An 18,460-nucleotide genomic window follows, 5' to 3' on the forward strand; every position below is an offset into this window, starting at 1 on the left:
TTACCACAACTCCCCGCCCTCGAGCAACCCCTTTTTGAGGTGGGCGCGAGTTGTTTTTTTATTCAACAGGGAGAAGAGCGATCGACTGCCTATATTTCATCGTCGGAGAGCGATAAAATAAACTCCGTCCCTTTATGCGGCGGGTTATAAATTTATGATTTCCAAAGATACGCTGTTTGCAGTGTCGCTATTTCCCTATTTGGGCTTTTTGTATTTCCTGACGAGGTCGAAACAAACGCCGCGTTTGGCGCTGATTGGCTTCTACATTTTGTTAGTGTTCGTGGCGGTGACGATTCCGGCGGGAATTTACGCGAAAGTCCACTACGGGGAAAAACTGGCCAACGTGGATTGGCTGCACGGCGGCGCGGAAGTGTTTTTAACGCTGTCTAACATCGTGGTGGTGTTGGGATTTAGCGAAGCGATTCGCAAACGGCAGAAGGGTCGGGAGATGGGGAGATGATGGGATGGTGGGATGATGGTGAGATCGGGATGAGGGTGCGATAGGGGTGATGGAAGAAGTTTTAGGGATCGACCTGGGTGGAACGGCGATCAAGTTGGGACGGTTCGATCGCGAGGGGAATTGTGGTGAAAGGCTGACGGTGGAGACGCCGCAACCTTCGACCCCGGAGGCGGTTCTGGAGGCCATCGTGGGGGCGATCGATCGACTCGATCCTCGGCGAAACTGCGTCGCGGTGGGGTTGGGAACGCCGGGTCCGGCTGATGAAACGGGACGCATCGCGAAAGTGGCCATCAACCTAAGTGGATGGAAGGAGGTTCCGGTGGCGGATATTCTGGAAGGGAAGCTGAAACGGCCGGTGGTGTTGGCTAATGATGCGAACTGTGCGGGATTGGGGGAAGCTTGGTTGGGGGCGGGACGAGGGTTCGGCGACTTGATTGTGTTGACGTTGGGAACGGGCGTCGGAGGTGCGATTATTTTGGGAAACCGCCTGTTTGTGGGGCGTCACGGGGCGGCGGGAGAGTTGGGCTTGATTACTCTCAATCCTGAGGGTCCGCCTTGTAACAGTGGGAATAATGGCTCTTTAGAACAGTATGGGTCGGTGCGGGCGATTCGTCGCGAGACGGGATGCGAACCTCACGAACTGGCGGCGAAAGCGAAGGCGGGAGATGGGGAAGCGATCGAGTATTGGGAAGCCTATGGTCGGCGACTGGGGGCGGGACTGGCGAGTTTGATTTACGTTCTGACGCCGGAAGCGGTGGTGATTGGCGGTGGAATTGCGGCGGGGGCGGATTTGTTTTTTCCGGCGATGAAAGGAGAGATCGATCGGCGGGTGCTTCCGACGTCTCGGGAGGGGTTGCAAATTTTGACGGCTCAGTTAGGAAATGGAGCGGGAACGATTGGGGCGGCTCAGTTGGCGTGGCAGCATTGGCAGGAGATGTCCGGTCGATCGGAGGGGATCGAATCTTGGTAGGATTTGGGGAGGGTGAGCTACGCTAAAATTAGCCCTGAACTCGAGGTTTAAATACTAATCGTTTCAAGGCTTCCCTCAAGATTGACGAAATGCCGTTTGAGTTCCCAAAACGGTGTCAAACTAACTTATGAATTTGGCGCAAACACTGAGCGGTTGTTCGATTGCGGTCTTTATCTTCTTGCTCGGCGGAGGATACCCGTCTCAGGCGCGAGAGACTCGCACCACAGTACAAGTGGGTATTTACCAAAACGAACCAAAGGTTTTTCTGGATGAGGAGGGGGAACCGGCGGGGTTTTGGGTCGATCTGTTAGAGGAAATTGCAGCGGAGGAAGATTGGTCGCTGCAATATGTTCCCTGCGAGTGGGAGCAATGTTTGGAGGCGGTGGAGGAGAACCGCCTCGATTTAATGATGGACGTGGCCTATTCAGGGGTTAGAAACGGGCGGTTTGCTTTTAATCGAGAAGCCGTGTTGTCGGGGTGGTCGGTGGTGTACAGGGGAGCGGGGGTTTCGATCGACTCGATTCTCGATTTAGACGGGAAACGGGTGGCGGTACTCGAGGATAGCATTCAATACGATGTGTTATTGGCCCAGACGCACAATTTAGGCATCGCTCCCGAGTGGGTGGTGGTGAGGGATTTTCGGGAGATGTTTCGGCGACTGGCTCGTGGGGAGGTGGATGCGGCGGTAGCCAATCGGTTTTTCGGCCGGGATAGGCTCGAGAGCGACAACATTGTTAAAACGAACATTTTGGTGAATCCGTCTCGGCTGCATTTTATCGCGCCGAGGGTGTCGGGGGAGCCGTTGTTGGCGGCGATCGATGGCCATCTTGAAGACCTCATCGCCGATGGGAACTCTGCCTATTATCAGGCGATGGAACGTTGGTTGGAACCGAAGCGGAAGTTGGGTTGGGGGGACTTTCGCCGCCTTGGGAGAGAGGTGGTGATGTACGTGGCGCCGCTGGGTTTGGTGGTGTTTGGGATTTGGAACTACACCCTCAAGCGGGAGGTCAAACGTCGCCGCCAGGTTGAAGATCGCCTGCAAACTTTGGCGGACAATATCCCCGGCACGATTTATCAGTACGTTTTGCATGCAGATGGCTCTGACGGACTGCTCTACGTCAGTTCCGGATGTCGCCAGTTGTGGGAAGTGGAAGCGGAGGCGGCGATCGCAGATACGAACCGCTTTTGGGACTTGGTGCATCCGGAGGATATCGACGCGATGCGGGAGTCGGTGTTGGCGTCGGCGCGATCGATGACGCCTTGGGAGTACGAATGGCGCATTATCACGCCGTCGGGGCAGTGCAAATGGCTGCAAGGGGCGGCGAAACCCCAGCAGTATCGCAATGGCGATGTGGTTTGGGACGGTTTGATTTTGGATATTAGCGCCCGTAAGGAAGCGGAAGAGGCGTGGCGTCGGAGCGAGCAACGGTTTCACAATATGGCGGCCAACGTTCCGGGGGCGATTTTTCGCTACGTGCTGCACGGGGACGGTTCCGACGGGGTGGAGTATATGAGTCCTGGTTGTTTCCGACTCTGGGAAGTGGAGGCGGAGGCGGTGGTGGAAAACGCTCAGATTTTGTGGGATATGGTTCATTTGGACGACCGAGCGGCGATGTACGAATCGGTGTTAACCTCGGCTCGGACTCTGGAACCTTGGTTTTGGCAGTGGCGCATTACGACGCCGTCGGGGAAGGTGAAGTGGCTGGAGGCGTCGGGGAAACCGGAACGGCAGGACAACGGCGATGTGGTGTGGGATACGTTGATTACGGACGTGAGCGATCGCAAGCGTTCCGAAGCGGTATTGCAGCAGCAGTTTCAGCGGGAGCAGGCACTCAATCGGGTGGTGCAGGCGATTCGCAATTCTCTAGATTTAGATACGATTTTCGCGACGGCGACGGCTGAAATGGCTGGGCTATTGGCGGGTTTGGACTGTTTTGTGGCGCGGTATTTTCCGGAAGCGGGGGTGTGGCGGCACGTGGCGGAATTCCGTCGCGATGGCGATTTGCCTTCGACTCTGGGATTTGAGGTGTCCGATGCGGACAATCCTTTTACGGATCGACTCAAGCAGTTAGAAATCGTCCAGGTTCGAGATAGCGATTTAATTGAAGACGAGGTAAATCGGGAAATTGCCCGACGGATGCCGGGGGCTTGGTTGCTGGTGCCCTTGGCGGTGGAGGGTCGAGTGTGGGGATGTGTGGTTTTGACGGCGGCCGAACGTCCGTTTGCTTGGACGGAGGAGAAAGTGGAATTGACTCGATCGATCGCCGATCAGTTGGAAGTTGCCATCCAACAGGTGCAGTTATACCAACAGGTGGAGCGAGAAAAGCAAAAACTCCTCGAGAGTCAAACGGCGTTGGTGCAGGCGCAGCAACTGGCCCGGATGGGCAACTGGGAGTTAGAGGTGGCGACTCAAAGGCTGGTTTGGTCGGAAAATTTGTTTCGGATGTTTGGGTTCGAGCCGGGTGACGCGCAACTGGATCTGGCCAAGGTTTTGTCAGAGTATATCCATGCGGTGGATCGGGAAAAGCTCGCTCGCGTTCTCGAGGACGCGATGACGGAGGGGAAACCCTACGATATCGATTTACGATTTTTTAGGGTCGATGGGTCGATGGGGTACATGGAAGCGCGAGCGGAAGCGATTCGAGATGCTAACGGGCAAATCGTGAAGGTGTTCGGGACTTCGATCGATATCAGCGATCGCAAGCAAACAGAAATTGCGCTGCGAGAGAGCGAGACGCGCTATCGTACTGTTGTGGAATATCAGACGGATTTTATTCTGCGATCGCGCCCCGACACGACGATTACCTTTGCCAACGAGGTATTATGTCGGGCTTTGGGGATGAAGTTAGAGGAAATTGTGGGGAAAACGTGGCACGATTTCGCCAACGCGGACGATTTAGAACAGCGCGTGTTTCAAGGTTTGGACAAACTCAGCCCCACCCATTCGAGATTTATTGTTGAAAATCGGGACACTCGAGCCGATGGAAGCGTGGGTTGGACGCAGTGGCTCAACGAAGGGATTTTCGACGATTCCGGGCAATTGGTGGAAATCCAATCGGTGGGACGGGATATTACGGAACTGAAGCAGGTGGATTTGGCGTTGCGGGAAAGCGAGGAACGTCTGCGGTTGGTAACGGAGAACATGAGCGATTTGGTGTGTTTGCACCATCGGGACGGACGTTATTTGTACGTAACCCCTTCGAGCGAGGCGTTGTTGGGATATCGTCCGGAGGAGTTAATCGGACGGGATCCTTATGAGTTGTTTCATCCCGACGATCGCGATCGCGTGCGCGAGGATTCCCACGAGGCTGTTTTGAAGGGTCAATCGAGAGCGATTACTTATCGCATTCGCCAGAAAAGTGGGAAATACATTTGGCTGGAAACTCTCACGCAAGGGATTTTAGGCGAAGCGGGGGAGATTCTACACTTGCAAACCACTTCGCGAGACGTGAGTGATCGCGTGAAGGTGGAGAAACAGTTGAAACACGACGCTCTTCACGATGGGTTAACGGGGTTGCCGAACCGCAACTGTTTGATGGAGCGATTGGATTTGGCGCTCAAGCGATCGAAACGCTACAGCCAGTTTCAGTTTGCGGTGTTGTTTTTAGATTTGGACAATTTCAAGGTCGTCAACGACAGTTTGGGTCACTTCATCGGTGACGAACTGTTATTAAAAGTGGCGGAACTGTTACAGGAATTCGTGCGCGAAACAGATTTAGCGGCGCGGTTAGGGGGCGACGAGTTCGTGATTCTGCTCGAGGAAATCGAGGACTTGGAGGCGGCGGTACGGGTAGCCGAACGGGTGTTAGAGGCGTTGCGATCGCCGTTTCAGGTATCGGGGCGCGAAGCCTTTACCAGTGCCAGCATCGGCATCGTCATGGGAACGCCCCATCACAATCGTCCCGAGGATTTGTTGCGGGATGCGGATTTGGCGATGTATCGGGCCAAACATGCCGGACGGGGACGATACGCGATTTTCGACCCGGCGATGCATTTTCAGGTGGTGCAGCGGCTGCATTTGGAAAACGATTTGCGTCGCGCCTTGGATAACGACGAGTTCGTGTTGTACTATCAGCCGATCGTGTATTTGGAAACCCAGGTGCTGCGCGGGTTCGAGGCATTAATTCGCTGGCAGCACCCCGAACGGGGGGTGGTGTCGCCGGGGGATTTTATTCCGGTGGCGGAGGAAACGGGGTTAATCGAACCGATGGGGCGTTGGATTTTGCAGGCGGCGTGTCAGCAGTTGGCGGTTTGGCAAGGTCAGTTTCGGGATCGATCGATTAAGGTTAGCGTGAATTTGTCGGCGAGACAGCTTCACGAGGGACTGTTGCGACAGCTTGAAGATTTGTTAAAAGACTGCTGTTTGTACAGTGAGGGGTTGGTTCTCGAGATTACGGAGAGTATGTTGGTGCAAAACGTCGAGGCGACTTGTGATTTACTAGAACGGGTTCGATCGAAAGGGATTCGTTTGAGCATCGACGATTTCGGAACCGGGTATTCGTCGTTGAGTTATTTGCATCGGTTGCCCGTAGATGCTTTGAAGATCGATCGGGCGTTTGTGAGTTTGTCCGAGTCCGATTCTCGCAATCAGGCGATCGCGGAGTCGATCGTGGCGTTGAGCAATTTACTCGAACTCAATGCGATCGCCGAAGGCATCGAAACGCCGCAACAGTTGGAATGGCTGCGGGGACTCGGCTGCGAGTTAGGTCAAGGATATTTGTTTTCTGCCCCCGTTCCGGCCGATATGGCCACAGAAATGTTGAAACATCCCGCCCTCAGTTGTCCGCGCCGTGAGTTTTGAGGGGATGAGGGGGTTGTTTTATATCATAAATAATTTTATTTGTCAAGTCTTTTTTCGATAATTTCTGTTACGCTCGTCCATTGTCCGGTGGCGTCGTAGCTGCGGAGGAGGCGATAACGGAGGTTTTCCTCGACCAGCCAGCCCGATTCGAGAAAAAACGGCGAATTTCGAGGAATTTTGACCGGGACGTTGCAGGATGCGCCGTCGGGGAGTAATAGGACTTGCATGGGGGTTTTGCCGCTGTCGAAGCGAATGCGAGACCCTTCGATGCGTCCAGTAGAGGAGAATTCAAACTGGGGCGTTGTCAGGTGTTGGTGAAGTGTGTTTCCGTCGAGGCGAATCGAGAGGCGAGAGGAGGAGACATCGGGGTGGCGATAGTCGGGATACATTGTTGTTACGGTGCCTTCCCACTCGCCGACGAGTTTCTCGGCGGTCAGGGGTGGAAATTCCGGGGCGTCGCTTCCTTGGCGAAATTCCCGAATTAACGTGAATCCCGAAAAGTCCCCAGAGGGGTCGAACAGTTCCACCATGCGCATTCGTCGATCGCGGTAAATTAAACCCAATTCTGCGCCAAAGGTGGCGATGGGGGAAAACTGTACAGAACCGATGGAAAACGCGCCGTCTTCAAAAAACAGAATATTTCGCCCCAAAGTGCGATATTCCAAAGTTAACGGCGAGGGTTCCGGTTCACCGGGAAGATATTTAAAGACCTGTTGTTTAACGAGTTGGTTATCCTCCAAGCCCTCGAAGGTGACGAGAGTGGGAATATCGTTGAGGATTTCCCCGCGAGGCGAGAGTTGAGTGAAGGAACCTCGCCAAGCCCCCAGGTTGCGGAGGAAATATTGCCATTGGGTCGAAGTGGTCACGGCGATCGATCTCCCGACAGTTGCTCTGATTTTCCCATCCTCGCATTATCAGAGGTCGGGTTCGATGCCGGCCGCCCGCAATTGTTCGGCGAGGCGTTCGGCCCGCTGGTGTTCGGTTTCGGCCTGTTCTCGTTCCTGTTGGGCGATTTCGGAACTCCACAACAGCAGGTTTCCGGCGTCGTCCCACCATTGCAACCAGTACCCCGAACGATTTTCGCGTGTTCCTTGCCAAACCCCTAGGGAAAGGTGCATGGGTTCGACGGGGTATGGTTCGGCGGGTTCGACGAGTTGATATCGTCCTGTTTTGCCGAGTTTGAAGAATTCTAAGGGTCCGTTTTCTGGGTTAAAGATGGCGTAATAGGGAACCCGTAAAATTTGTTCGTAGAAGAAATATTTTCCGGGAGGATAGGTAGATTTGATGGAATATTCGGTTTCATTGGGGTCGGAGATAAACTCGACGACAATGAGGGGAAAATCTCCTTGGAGTTGGGGGTATAGCTGCGGGTGATTTCCTCGCGAGGAACGCGAATTTCGGGAATATACGCCCAATCGGGGGCTTTCATGACGAGGCGGCCGTTGAGGGTGGCGCAAATCCCGTAGTTGGTCGGGGTCAAGGTGCGATCGCCGATGTAGCCGTTGGCTTGTAAGCTATCGGTCAAGGCTGCTGCCAATGGGGGTTGGTTGATGTTGTCCACGGGGTCGTTGGGAAGTGGGAAATCGTCGGGAAGTTTTTCCCAGGTAATTTTGTATCGATCGACTGCTAACATCGTCTCAAATTTCCTTGAAGAGGGAACGGGGAACGGTGCGTAACGCGGTAATACCGGCCGGACTTTGACCCCATTTTCTGCCCGCGTCACACACCCTTGTCTGTTGGCGGTGTAAATTGTCGGTGCGTGACGATTTCTCGGTTTCATTGCGACACCCGATTTTTGAAGTCACGCATCCGACCACTGTTCACTGTTGGCTGTTGGCTGTTGGCTGTTGGCTGTAAGAAGCGATCGCCTGATAGAGTCCTTCAATGGTGTATTCTTCGGCTTCGATGTCGCAGCGTCCGAAGAGGTCCAAACAGGCTTCGGTGGTTTGGGGACCGATGGAGGCGATGGCGACGTTGTCTAGGGAAATATCTCCAGCGTCGTGGACGAGTTGGGCGAAGTTTCTGACGGTTTTGGAACTGGCGAAGGTGACGACATCGACGGTTTGGCGACGTAAGGCGTCGAGGGCTTCGGGTTCGAGGGAGGCGGGACAGCGGGATTCGTAAGCCGGAACCATTTCGACGGTCGCCCCGGCTTCGGTAAATTGTTGGGCTAAGAGGGTGCGTCCGCCGGTTTCGACGCGGGGACAGAGGAAGGTTTTTCCGGCGACGGGTTCGGGGAAGTTCTCGACGAGGGAATCGGCGATGAAGTCGGGGGGAATGAAGTCGGCGTTGAACCCGCGTTGTTCGAGGATTCTGGCGGTTTTGCGACCGACGACGGCGATTTTGAGTCCGCTGAGGCTGCGAACGTCTCGTCCTTTTTCTTTTAAGCGATCGAGTAGGTATTCGATACCGTTACTGGAGGAAAAGACGACCCAGTCGAATTTGGATAGGTTGTCGATGGCGTTGTCCAATTCGTCCCAACTGGACGGGGGGCCGATTTCTAAAGCGGGGGTGGAAATAGCGTTGGCCCCGGCGTGGGTGAGTAGGGTTTGAAAATTGCTCGATTGTCCGCTCGATCGCGTGACTAAAATGGTTTTTCCTGCTAAAGGACTGAATTTCGTTGCCATAGACTCCTCAAAACCTCGGAATTCCTCGTGCAACTGCACGACTTCGCCGATGACGATAACTGTCGGCGAGGGGGGATGTCCCGCAGTGCGTTTGACTATATTCTCTAACGTTCCGGTGCAAACGGACTGTTGGGGACGACCGGCCCAACGGATGAGGGCGATGGGAGTTTGGGGGGATTTTCCTTGCTGGAGGAGTCGATCGCAGATTTGGGGGAGGTGGCGACGGCCCATCAAAAATACGAGGGTGTCGAGTTTCGTTAAGGCGTCCGATGGGAGTCGATCGGGGTCGTGACCGCTGAAAACGGCGAATCCGGAACTGAGGGCGGCGTCGGTGAGGGGAATTCCGGCCAGGAGTGGGGCGGCGAGGGCTGAGGAAATTCCGGGGACGACTTCGACGGGACAGTTGGCTTGATGCAGGGCGCGGAGTTCTGAGGTGCTGCGGCCGAAAATGAAGGGATCTCCGGCTTTGAGACGCACGACGCGCCGTCCTTGCAAGCAGTAGGCGACGAGGAGGCGATCGATCTCGGATTGGGGGGTACTGGGTTGTCCGCCTCGTTTTCCGACGTTGAGACAGAGACAGTCGGAGGAGACCCACTGTAAGAGTCGATCGTCGGCGAGGGCGTCGTAAATCAAGACTTCGGCACGGCGCAGCAGTTCTCGGCCGCGAACGGTGAGATAGCCCACGTCGCCGAGTCCCGCCCCGACGAGATACACGGTGGGACGAGGGTGGTTCTTGGAACGCGGCGACGGCGCGTCGCGGTTGGGAGTCATGGAGTTCGTTTAGGGACGGGAGTTAGCGGCGCACGGCTTTCCACGCGACCCACACTTGCCAGAAGAATATGCTGCTGACGACGAGGGTAAATGCGATTTGAAAGTAGAAGTCGGGGCGCACGCTGAAGGCGTCGAGATTCCACATGGTGCGAATTGGCGATCGATTGTCAGGATAGTGAGGTCGTGGAGGTCAAAACCTTTCGCGGTTCTTTTGAGGGAGAACGGTGCGATCGAGTGGTTTTTATTCCACGGTATTTTTAGTATTTTAAGGGACGCCAACATCAAATTGCAAGTATTTTTATATTTTGAAATATTTTCGGGCTTTAAATAATTTTGATTTCGGGGGATTTCCGGGGTTATTTTTTAATCCTATAAACGGTATAATTTTGAGGTTCGTAAAATTCCGAGATCCTCCCAAGAATATCTTCAAAAACAAGAATATTATCCCAATTAAAAATCTTTCAACCCGGAGAGAGGGGAAATCGATGGGCTGGGAGTTGGGGTGATCGAGAACCGCATCGGTCAGAATCGGGGAACTCCTAAGCAATTCGGTATCTGGTGGAGTTCTGGGGCAGTTTTGGTCAGAACCCCAGACAGCCCCCCAGAAAAAATTGTTATCTTAAAAGGCTATCAGGCGATCCCTGAATATCGAAACCTCTCCAAATTCAAGATTTCTCGAATACAAACGCTTCATGGAAGATCGATCGCAAGCTTTACGCGCAGCTAACGCCATCAACATCGGAGACACCCCCATTCCCCCCGTTTCCCGCGTTCAACTGGAACTTCCCGTGGCGCGACTGGTCACGCAAACCCCGATTTCTCTCCCCGTCACGGTAGTCAACGGCTACGAAACGGGGCCGGTATTGTGGCTGAGTGCGGCGATTCACGGGGACGAAATCAACGGGGTGGAAATCGTGCGGCGAGTCCTCGATCGCGTCGTTCCCGAACGGCTTCGGGGTACGTTAATCGCGGTTCCGGTGGTGAACGTTTTCGGTTTTCTGGAACAATCGCGATATTTACCCGATCGCCGAGATTTGAATCGATCGTTTCCCGGTTCGCCGAGGGGGTCTCTGGCGTCGCGACTGGCGAACCTGTTCATGAAAGAGGTGGTTCACCAGTCTACCCACGGTATCGACTTACATACGGCGTCCGACCATCGCAATAATTTACCGCAAATCCGCGCCAATCTGGATGATCCGGAAACCTATCGCTGTGCGATGGCGTTTGGGGTTCCGGTGGTGATTCATTCGACGACTCGCGACGGTTCGCTTCGTCAAGCGGCGACTCAGCAGGGAATTCCGGTGTTGTTATACGAGGCGGGGGAAGCCTTGCGGTTCGATCGATCGGCGATCGAAGTGGGGGTAGAAGGGGTGTTACGGGTGATGAACGCCCTAGAGATGTACGAAACGCAACTGCACCCATTACCCTTCGCCCCGGTGGAAGTGCGAAAAACCCAATGGATTCGATCGCCGATGGGGGGAATTTTACTGTTGAACGTAGAATTAGGTCAGAAGGTGGTGAAGAAGCAAAAACTCGGCGTCATCGTGGATGTTTTCGGGAATATCGGCGCGAAAGTGGTCGCCCCCTGTCACGGTTCGATCGTGGGGATGACTCAGAATCCCCTGGTCAATCAAGGGGACGGTATCGTTCATATCGCCCACGTTCGGGACGATGAGGTGAAGGGATGATGGGGTGAGGTGAGGATGAGGAGATGAAAAACCGCGAACTGAAAACGGAAAACTGTCTTCACGGTTGGCTGTAATCGGTTCGATCTTGAGTATCACGTTTGGGGCTGTGCCAGATCCCCGGCATCTTGGAGATGCCGGGGATCTCGAGACAATCCGACCTTTGTTCGATCTTGAGTTTCACGTCTGTATAATTGCCACAATTGACTTAGGATTGCTATATGAAATTTTAACGTTGAAATTTCAGAGTTGAAATTTCAACTATGAATGCCAATTCCACACCTTAATTGTTTTATCCCAACTGCTGGAAACGATGGTTTTCCCGTCGTTGCTGACTGCCACTCCGGATACAGAACCCATGTGACCCGAAAGGGTGTATTGCACTCGACTGTCGGGAAGACTCCAGACTTTAATGGTTTTATCGTTGCTGGCGGTGACGAGGGCGCGATTGTTGGAGATGTAGGCGATCGCGTTGACGTCCCACAAATGCCCCGATAGGGTGTTGAGTTCGTTTCCTGTTTCGAGATCCCAGAGTTTTACGCTGCGGTCTTTGCTACCGCTGGCGAGTTGTTTGCCGTCGGGGGAAATCGCCACCGCTAATACTGAATTGAGATGTCCCGAAAGGGTGTGAACCAGGGTTCGATCGAGCAAATCCCACAGGTGAATTTTATTGTCGAGTCCCCCCGTGGCCAACCAGCGGCCGTCGGGCGAAAGGGCGATAGTTTTAATACTCCCCGATCGCGCCGTTAAGGTGGCACTGGCTTGGGATTGCTTCGGTTCCCAAATTTGCACGGTGCGGTCTTTGCTACCGCTGGCCAAAAAGGACCCGTCGGCGGCGAACGCTACGGAGGTGACGCCCCGCAGATGACCGTTTAAGGTGTTGATGAGCTTTCCGGTGCGGAGGTTCCACAACTTGATGGTGGCGTCGTCGCTACCGCTGGCTAACACCGCTTCGTCTGGGGAAATGGCTACGGCGTTCACAGGACGCCGATGTTGGTGGAGGGTATGTTGCAGTTGGTGGCTGCGGAGGTTCCACACCAAGATGCTGTTGTCCAAACATCCGCCAACCACCCACTGTTCGCCGGGACTCATGGCGACGGAGGTGATGAGCGAGGTCGGACCCGGTAGGGTATAGGCGCAGTGCCAACCTTTGGTGGTGGGAAGAGGCGGGGCGTGGGAAATCGGCGTGACGTTCGCTTCCCGTACTGTGGGAGGGGGATCGGAGGGTCGGGGACGGGACGGACGAGGCGGTAGGGGTTGGGGCGTGGTCGATCGCGCTTGACCCGATGGGGGTTCGATCTCTGTTGCGGGAAGTCTGTCGCGGGTGGGGTTTCCGGTGGCGACGGCTTTTTTCACGCGCCGATGGCGAGCGGGTTTTTTGGAGGCGGGGCGTTTGATGTCGCGAACGATTTCATCGACGGACTGGTATCGATCGATCAGTTGCTCTTGAATGGCTTTGTCGAGAATATATCCGAGTCGAGACCCGATCGATCGGTGTTGCGAGGCCAGTTTGTCCCGCCACCGCCAGCCTTTTAAGGGGTCGAACAAGGTATCGGGGCGAGCGTTGGTCAACAGTTGAATGCAGGTGACGCCCAAACTGTAAATGTCGCTGGCGGGATAGGCGATGCCGCTTCGCAGTTGTTCGAGGGGAGCGTAACCCACGGTGCCCACCTTCGTCCCCGGTTCGGACATGGCGTCCTGCGTCAGTTGTTTGGAAACGCCGAAATCGATGAGCATCAGCCGTCCGTCTTTTTGGCGACGTAGGATGTTGACGGGGGTGATGTCGCGATGGATGACGTGGTGTCGGTGAACGAAGCGCAACACGGGGAGTAACTGGACGAGAACTTCTTTGATTTGAGCTTCGCTAAAGGCGCCGTTTTGTTCGAGTTCGTGCCAGAGGGTCTGACCGTCGATATATTCTTGAACCAGGTACAGGCGAGAGGCTTCCTCGAAAAAGGCGAACAGGGTGGGGATGTTGGGATGTTCGCCGAGAAGGGACAGTTGTGCGGCTTCTTGGTAAAAGAGTTCGATGGTTTTTTCGTGGGTACTGGGGGTGGCGTCGCTTGCGGTTCCCTGGGGTAACAGTTGTTTGATGACGCAGAAGCTGTTGAGCCGATCTTCGTCTACTGCGAGGTACGTGCGACCGAACCCCCCCTGTGCCAGCGGTTTGGTGGGGCGATAGCGGTTTCGGAGTTTGAGGCGAGTGCCACAACTGAGGCAGTGAGTTGCGTCGTCGGAGTTTCGGGGGTGCGAACAGTCGGGGTTGAGACAAAAAATCATGGTGACGCACGCTTGCAGGATCTATTGCCATTGTCTCCGATCGTGCAGCCCGTGCGTCAGCACAACTCGACAAACGGGGAAACAGGAAACAGGAAACGTTGGACGGATCGGTTTATTCGATCGTATCAAGTGAATTCACACTCTCGTTTGAATTCACACTCTCGTTTTTTGGCGATCGCGCACCCCTGTAGTCGATCTCAGTGTCGCCGAGGGCAACCGACGAGGGTTTGGGAGGTTGGGTTTCGTCGTCGTTTGGGCGGTGGAAATCGACTCGTTTCCTTAGTATTGTAAAAACCTCACCCGGTTAAAGCCAGGGAACTTTTAAGAAACTTGATGATTTAAGACTTTTGCAGAAACCCGGTTGGTGACGAGATTCCGTGGTTTCAGCGCGAAGGTCGCTACGAAAAACCGGGTTTCTCGATCGAGGAGTGCGTAACTGCTAACGATTGACGGAAATCAAGAATTCGTGGAGTGTGAAAGGGTTTGTATGGAGCGTTTCTGAGTTTTTCCCATGTCGACGATCGATCGAACGCCGACGTTACTCGCCCTCGATTTCGATGGCGTTGTCTGTAACGGATTGGTGGAATATTTCCAAACGGCTTGGAAAGCCTATTGTCTGATTGCCAACCCGAGGGACGAGACGCCGCCGCCGGGGTTGGCGGAAAGTTTCTATCGCCTGCGTCCGGTGGTGGAAACGGGGTGGGAAATGCCCGTGGTGTTGCACGCCAGGCTGGGCGGTATTGAGGAAGGGCGGATTTTGCAACACTGGCCGGAACTCTGTCGCCGTTTGGTGGCTGAGGAAAGCTGGGCGGTGTCGGATTTGGCGGAAGCGGTGGACGGGGTGCGCGATCGATGGATTGCGGAAGACCTCGAGGGCTGGTTGTCGCTGCATCGGTTTTATCCGGGTGTGGTGGAACGGTTGCAACGGTGGCAGTCTCGGGGGATGCCTTGGGTTATTATCACGACGAAGGAAGGGCGGTTCGTGCGATCGCTCTTGCAACAACAGGGTGTCACTTTGGCAGAGGGGCAACTGTTCGGAAAGGAGGTCAAACGTCCGAAATACGAGATTTTACGGGATTTTGTGGAGAAAGACCCCCAGTCGCGAATTTGGTTCGTGGAAGACCGTTTGAAAACGTTGCAATTGGTGGCCAGTCAAGGGGATTTAAGCCACCTGCGCCTGTATCTGGCTGATTGGGGGTACAACACGGAGGGGATGCGACAAACTGCGAGGGGGAGCGATCGCGTGCGTTTGTTGTCTCTGTCGGAGTTCGATCGAAATTTGGCCGAGTGGCCGTGAAGATTTGTTGCTGGTCTTCCTTTTGAGTCTAGCTTTCCCCTGATAGACAAGATACCGTAAAAAACAGCGTGCGTGAGGACTGTATGTTGAATTCTGTTTTCGATTTAGCCACTTTAGCGGAGTTGTCGCGAATTCACTGTATTGGCATTTGTGCGGTGTTGGTACCGAGTAATTTGTTGGCCACTTCGGCGACGATGGTACTGGCGGCGATCGATCGATCGGCCGGGCTGCGGTGGATGTCTGGGGGAATTGCCAGTCTGTTGGCGGTGGCGATGGTTCTGCACGTTTGGACTTGGTTCGCCGTCGGCGTGGTGCGCGTTCCCACCTTCGTTTTACTGGCCTTAGCCAGTCTGTGTTTGGGATTGAACGCCTGGGCGGTGTTCAATCCCAAACCCTTCAAGCAACTCGATCGTTGGAAACAGTCGATCGTTGAGAGTTGAGAGTTGAGAGTTGAGAGTTGAGAGTCGATCGCAGGAACCAAGAACCCGCGATCGCTCTTCCCTTGTTCTTTTTCACGGAAACGTCCCCTTGTCCCTTCAAGTTGCTGTGAACGAAAGACCCCATCGAACCCTGTGGGGAGATGCGTGGCGACGGTTTCGCCGCGATCGCATGGCGGTGTTTGGGGCGATCGTGTTGGTGGCGATCGTCCTCGGAACCCTCGTTGGACCGCTGCTGTACGATGTCCCGATCGATGAAATCGATTTCGGGCGATCGAGTCTTCCGCCGAGTTGGGAACATCCCTTCGGAACCAACGATTTAGGACAAGACCAACTGGCCCGGATTCTGTGGGGCGGCCGCGTTTCGCTGTCGGTAGGAGTGGCGGCGATGCTGGTGTCGATGGGATTGGGGATTTTCGTGGGGTCGATCGCGGGATTTTATGGAAAATGGCTCGACGGACTGTTAATGCGGGTGACGGATTTATTTTTGGCGTTGCCGCAACTGCCCTTGTTGCTGTTAATTGTCTATTTGTTTCGCGATTCTCTCAAAGCGATCGCCGGCCCGGAATTGGGGGTGTTTGTCCTCATCGTGGTGGTGATTGGTAGCCTGAACTGGATGTCAGTGGCGAGGTTGATTCGGGCAGAATTTCTCTCGTTGCGAGAAACGAACTTCGTAGCGGCGGCCCGTGCGTTGGGAGCGACGCCGAGTCGTTTAATTTGGGTTCACCTATTTCCGAACGTTTTAGGAACGGCGATCGTTGCAGCGACGTTAGCCGTCGGACGTGCCATTCTCATTGAATCGACGTTGAGTTTTCTCGGATTGGGGTTTCCGCCGGACGTTCCCACTTGGGGGCGAATGTTGTTCGACGCGCAGAACTATTTAGAATCGGCCCCCCACATGGCGATTTTCCCGGGTTTGGCAATTTTTCTGACGGTGTTGAGTATTAATTTTATCGGCGATGGGTTACGAGACGCCCTCGATCCCAAGAGTCGGCGTTGAAGAGATTCCCGAGAGGGGGAGAAATTCTCAACGATCTGCCCTCATCATCCCCTCATCCCCTCATCTCCTCATCTCCAACGAGGGGATATTTCGATCGATAGGTCGCTTGGCGTCTGCCAAACCAGCTATAACGGTTATCGCGAACCTGTGCGTAGAGGCGATCGCCTGTGGGTTTCAACCCCGGTAACTGGCGGTAGGCGGAGACGAACAGTTCGCCGCCGGGGAGGAGTTGGCCAATTTCCTCAGCGGCGTCGCTCCCTTGCCAGCGTCGATCGGGGTTGTCGCGATCGAGTAAAATCATCCCTAACTCGCACCCTTGGGGAGTAATGTCGTAGCGATCGAGCAAGGTTTCCTCTTGCATAGGAGCGTAGCGAAAGCGGGTTCCGCCGTCGAGATTTTCCAGCAACTGCACCAACGTCACGCACAGGTTACAGTTGCCGTCGTAAATGACCAGATAAGACATTTCGCTTCTCGGGTTTCGCGTCTAACGTTGTCTGTTTTCCATATTTTGGCGTAGCTTTACAGTAAGCGGTGCGTGACGAGTTATCGGTAAGCACGAGTTCAACCCCGTTTTTCAAGTCACGCATCCTACCGACTACCGACTTCGTTGTCAATCATCAATTAAAATGTCTTCTCCCCGCGTTCTCTGTCTCGGTGAAATTCTCTTCGATTGTTTGGCAAACCAAATCGGCAAACCTTACGAAGCGGTAGAATCTTGGACGCCGTACCCCGGTGGCGCCCCGGCGAACGTCGCCTGTGCGTTGGTGAAACTGGGGACTTCGGCGGGTTTCGTCGGATGTGTCGGGGAAGACGAACCGGGCGATCGCTTGGTGGCATTGTTAGAAGATGTGGGGGTCGATCGCACGGGAATTCAACGACACCCCACAGCACCGACGCGACAGGTGTACGTGGTGCGGACGACGGACGGCGATCGCGAGTTTGCCGGGTTTGGGGAGTTCGACACCCGCGAGTTTGCCGACACTCATTTGAAGGCGTCGGCGTTGCCGGAATCCCTCTTCGAGTCGGCGGATTTTCTGGTGACGGGAACCCTGGAAATGGCCTATCCCGACAGCGAGGCGGCGATGGCCAAATCCCGAGAACTGGCGCAGAAACACGGTGTTCGGGTTCTCATCGATGTGAACTGGCGTCCGGTGTTCTGGCAGGATCTGGAGGCGGCGAAGGCGAAGATTCGATCGACTATCGAAACGGTGGATTTCCTCAAAATCTCGGACGACGAAGCTCAATGGTTGTTCGACACTCCCGAAGCGGCGGCGGTGGCGCAACATCTGCCCCAGGTTAGTGGGGTGTTGGTGACGCGAGGCAGTCGCGGCTGTTCTTACTGTTTCGGTGAGGTTTCTGGGGATATTCCAGCGTTTTCGGTGCAGGCGCAGGATACCACGGGAGCGGGGGACGGCTTCGCGGCGGGATTCGTCCATCAACTCTGCTTGCGGGGGGTCGAGGCGTTGCAGGATGGGGAGACGGCGCGAGAAATGGTGGAGTACGCCAGTGCGGTGGGGGGATTGACGGCGACGAAACCCGGTGCGATCGCCGCTCAACCGACGGCGGAGGAAGTGAAACGGTTTTTATCGCAACAGTAAGATTTGGGATATCGAGGGAGTTGAAATTCGGCTGAAATCGATGGGTTCTGTTTGTATGATTTTACAGGAATATAGTTGTAATTTTTTCTGATTGCCGTATTGTAAAACGTTTGGATTGAATTTTAGACAATTGGAATTTTTTAAAATTTCGCGCTTTTTCGGGTGTAGAGCGAAGCACGGCAGCCGTAGGATTTTTTGTGGCTTCCAAGGCTCCGGTAGGCGATTTTACGTCATTATACAGTGATTGGGGGTTGAGATATTCTGGTAGGACGTTAAGCTGTATTTCTAATTATTACATTACCTTTACAATCCGAGCCAAAATCAATTTAGCGCGATTAGAATCGCGATATCCGAGAAATCACTGAGAAATTTGTCTGTATCTAAAATTACGTTGAAGCACCAACAAACACAGCAACAACTGAATCAGCTTTAGATGGGTTGTGAGGCGAACGCCATACTATCGTATATCGCTTGTCGGTTGTCTGCTGTTGCAACGCGATCGAAGGCAATTTTTAAGCAATTTTTAAGATTTGC

Annotated in this window: 13 protein-coding genes and 1 pseudogene; 8 read left to right on the top strand and 6 right to left on the bottom strand. The window is 54.4% G+C overall.

Annotated features, from left to right (window positions below; translation table 11 throughout):
* The first annotated feature begins 154 nt into the window (after positions 1-154).
* The 3 genes from ACP5D4_RS05245 (at position 155) to ACP5D4_RS05255 (ending at position 6,231) form a co-directional block, all read left to right on the top strand.
* Positions 155-460 carry a DUF3593 domain-containing protein gene (locus tag ACP5D4_RS05245; protein ID WP_428010577.1) on the top strand — a complete coding sequence of 102 codons (306 nt, stop codon included), beginning with the start codon at positions 155-157 and terminating at the stop codon, positions 458-460.
* A gap of 49 nt (positions 461-509) precedes the next feature.
* Positions 510-1,430, top strand: coding sequence for an ROK family protein (locus ACP5D4_RS05250; protein WP_428010578.1), 921 nt, complete (start codon positions 510-512; stop codon positions 1,428-1,430).
* A 127-nt stretch (positions 1,431-1,557) separates the two neighbouring features.
* The gene (locus tag ACP5D4_RS05255) at positions 1,558-6,231 is read left to right on the top strand and encodes an EAL domain-containing protein (RefSeq protein ID WP_428010579.1); all 4,674 of its coding nucleotides are present in this window, start codon (positions 1,558-1,560) and stop codon (positions 6,229-6,231) included.
* A gap of 35 nt (positions 6,232-6,266) precedes the next feature.
* Here ACP5D4_RS05255 and ACP5D4_RS05260 read toward each other — a convergent pair whose 3' ends face one another.
* The 4 genes and pseudogenes from ACP5D4_RS05260 to ACP5D4_RS05275 all read right to left on the bottom strand — a co-directional run bounded on the left by ACP5D4_RS05260 (position 6,267) and on the right by ACP5D4_RS05275 (position 9,774).
* Positions 6,267-7,097, bottom strand: a complete 831-nt coding sequence (locus tag ACP5D4_RS05260) for a DUF3598 family protein (RefSeq protein ID WP_428010580.1) — start codon at positions 7,095-7,097, stop codon at positions 6,267-6,269.
* Between the two features lie 48 nt (positions 7,098-7,145).
* Positions 7,146-7,864 (bottom strand): annotated as a pseudogene (locus ACP5D4_RS05265) (Uma2 family endonuclease).
* Between the two features lie 187 nt (positions 7,865-8,051).
* The gene (gene cobA, locus ACP5D4_RS05270; protein ID WP_428010581.1) at positions 8,052-9,629 is read right to left on the bottom strand and encodes a uroporphyrinogen-III C-methyltransferase; all 1,578 of its coding nucleotides are present in this window, start codon (positions 9,627-9,629) and stop codon (positions 8,052-8,054) included.
* A gap of 22 nt (positions 9,630-9,651) precedes the next feature.
* Entirely contained in the window at positions 9,652-9,774 is a 123-nt protein-coding gene (locus ACP5D4_RS05275) for a hypothetical protein (protein ID WP_428010582.1), read from the bottom strand.
* Between the two features lie 547 nt (positions 9,775-10,321).
* On the opposite strand from ACP5D4_RS05275, the gene ACP5D4_RS05280 reads away from it, so the two are divergent.
* A complete protein-coding gene (locus ACP5D4_RS05280) occupies positions 10,322-11,317 on the top strand; it encodes a succinylglutamate desuccinylase/aspartoacylase family protein (RefSeq protein ID WP_428010583.1) in 996 nt (331 codons plus the stop codon).
* 258 nt (positions 11,318-11,575) lie between these two features.
* Here the strand turns inward: ACP5D4_RS05280 and ACP5D4_RS05285 are convergent, their stop codons facing one another.
* Positions 11,576-13,594, bottom strand: a complete 2,019-nt coding sequence (locus ACP5D4_RS05285; protein ID WP_428010584.1) for a protein kinase domain-containing protein — start codon at positions 13,592-13,594, stop codon at positions 11,576-11,578.
* 511 nt (positions 13,595-14,105) lie between these two features.
* Between ACP5D4_RS05285 and ACP5D4_RS05290 the strand changes: the two genes are divergently transcribed.
* The 3 genes from ACP5D4_RS05290 (at position 14,106) to ACP5D4_RS05300 (ending at position 16,328) form a co-directional block, all read left to right on the top strand.
* A complete protein-coding gene (locus ACP5D4_RS05290) occupies positions 14,106-14,891 on the top strand; it encodes an HAD family hydrolase (protein ID WP_428010585.1) in 786 nt (261 codons plus the stop codon).
* Positions 14,892-14,974: 83 nt separating this feature from the next.
* Positions 14,975-15,331 carry a hypothetical protein gene (locus ACP5D4_RS05295; protein WP_428010586.1) on the top strand — a complete coding sequence of 119 codons (357 nt, stop codon included), beginning with the start codon at positions 14,975-14,977 and terminating at the stop codon, positions 15,329-15,331.
* A 106-nt stretch (positions 15,332-15,437) separates the two neighbouring features.
* The gene (locus ACP5D4_RS05300) at positions 15,438-16,328 is read left to right on the top strand and encodes an ABC transporter permease (protein ID WP_428010587.1); all 891 of its coding nucleotides are present in this window, start codon (positions 15,438-15,440) and stop codon (positions 16,326-16,328) included.
* Positions 16,329-16,380: 52 nt separating this feature from the next.
* Here ACP5D4_RS05300 and ACP5D4_RS05305 read toward each other — a convergent pair whose 3' ends face one another.
* Positions 16,381-16,791: a thiol-disulfide oxidoreductase DCC family protein gene (locus tag ACP5D4_RS05305; RefSeq protein WP_428010588.1), complete on the bottom strand. Its 411-nt coding sequence runs from the start codon at positions 16,789-16,791 to the stop codon at positions 16,381-16,383.
* A gap of 163 nt (positions 16,792-16,954) precedes the next feature.
* Here ACP5D4_RS05305 and ACP5D4_RS05310 point away from each other — a divergent pair, with 163 nt between their 5' ends.
* Positions 16,955-17,926, top strand: coding sequence for a carbohydrate kinase family protein (locus ACP5D4_RS05310; protein ID WP_428010589.1), 972 nt, complete (start codon positions 16,955-16,957; stop codon positions 17,924-17,926).
* Positions 17,927-18,460 lie beyond the last annotated feature (534 nt).

The sequence above is a fragment of the Baaleninema sp. genome (assembly GCF_049974805.1).
GTDB lineage: Bacteria > Cyanobacteriota > Cyanobacteriia > Cyanobacteriales > Geitlerinemataceae > Baaleninema.

Excerpts from the sequence above, each read along its gene's own strand:
- ACP5D4_RS05310 (WP_428010589.1), top strand. The coding sequence starts at position 16,955 with ATGTCTTCTCCCCGCGTTCTCTGTCTCGGTGAAATTCTCTTCGATTGT.
- ACP5D4_RS05280 (WP_428010583.1), top strand. The coding sequence starts at position 10,322 with ATGGAAGATCGATCGCAAGCTTTACGCGCAGCTAACGCCATCAACATC.
- cobA (WP_428010581.1), bottom strand. The coding sequence starts at position 9,629 with ATGACTCCCAACCGCGACGCGCCGTCGCCGCGTTCCAAGAACCACCCT.
- ACP5D4_RS05275 (WP_428010582.1), bottom strand. The coding sequence starts at position 9,774 with ATGTGGAATCTCGACGCCTTCAGCGTGCGCCCCGACTTCTACTTTCAA.
- ACP5D4_RS05245 (WP_428010577.1), top strand. The coding sequence starts at position 155 with ATGATTTCCAAAGATACGCTGTTTGCAGTGTCGCTATTTCCCTATTTG.
- ACP5D4_RS05285 (WP_428010584.1), bottom strand. The coding sequence starts at position 13,594 with ATGATTTTTTGTCTCAACCCCGACTGTTCGCACCCCCGAAACTCCGAC.
- ACP5D4_RS05305 (WP_428010588.1), bottom strand. The coding sequence starts at position 16,791 with ATGTCTTATCTGGTCATTTACGACGGCAACTGTAACCTGTGCGTGACG.
- ACP5D4_RS05290 (WP_428010585.1), top strand. The coding sequence starts at position 14,106 with ATGTCGACGATCGATCGAACGCCGACGTTACTCGCCCTCGATTTCGAT.
- ACP5D4_RS05250 (WP_428010578.1), top strand. The coding sequence starts at position 510 with ATGGAAGAAGTTTTAGGGATCGACCTGGGTGGAACGGCGATCAAGTTG.
- ACP5D4_RS05255 (WP_428010579.1), top strand. The coding sequence starts at position 1,558 with ATGAATTTGGCGCAAACACTGAGCGGTTGTTCGATTGCGGTCTTTATC.
- ACP5D4_RS05295 (WP_428010586.1), top strand. The coding sequence starts at position 14,975 with ATGTTGAATTCTGTTTTCGATTTAGCCACTTTAGCGGAGTTGTCGCGA.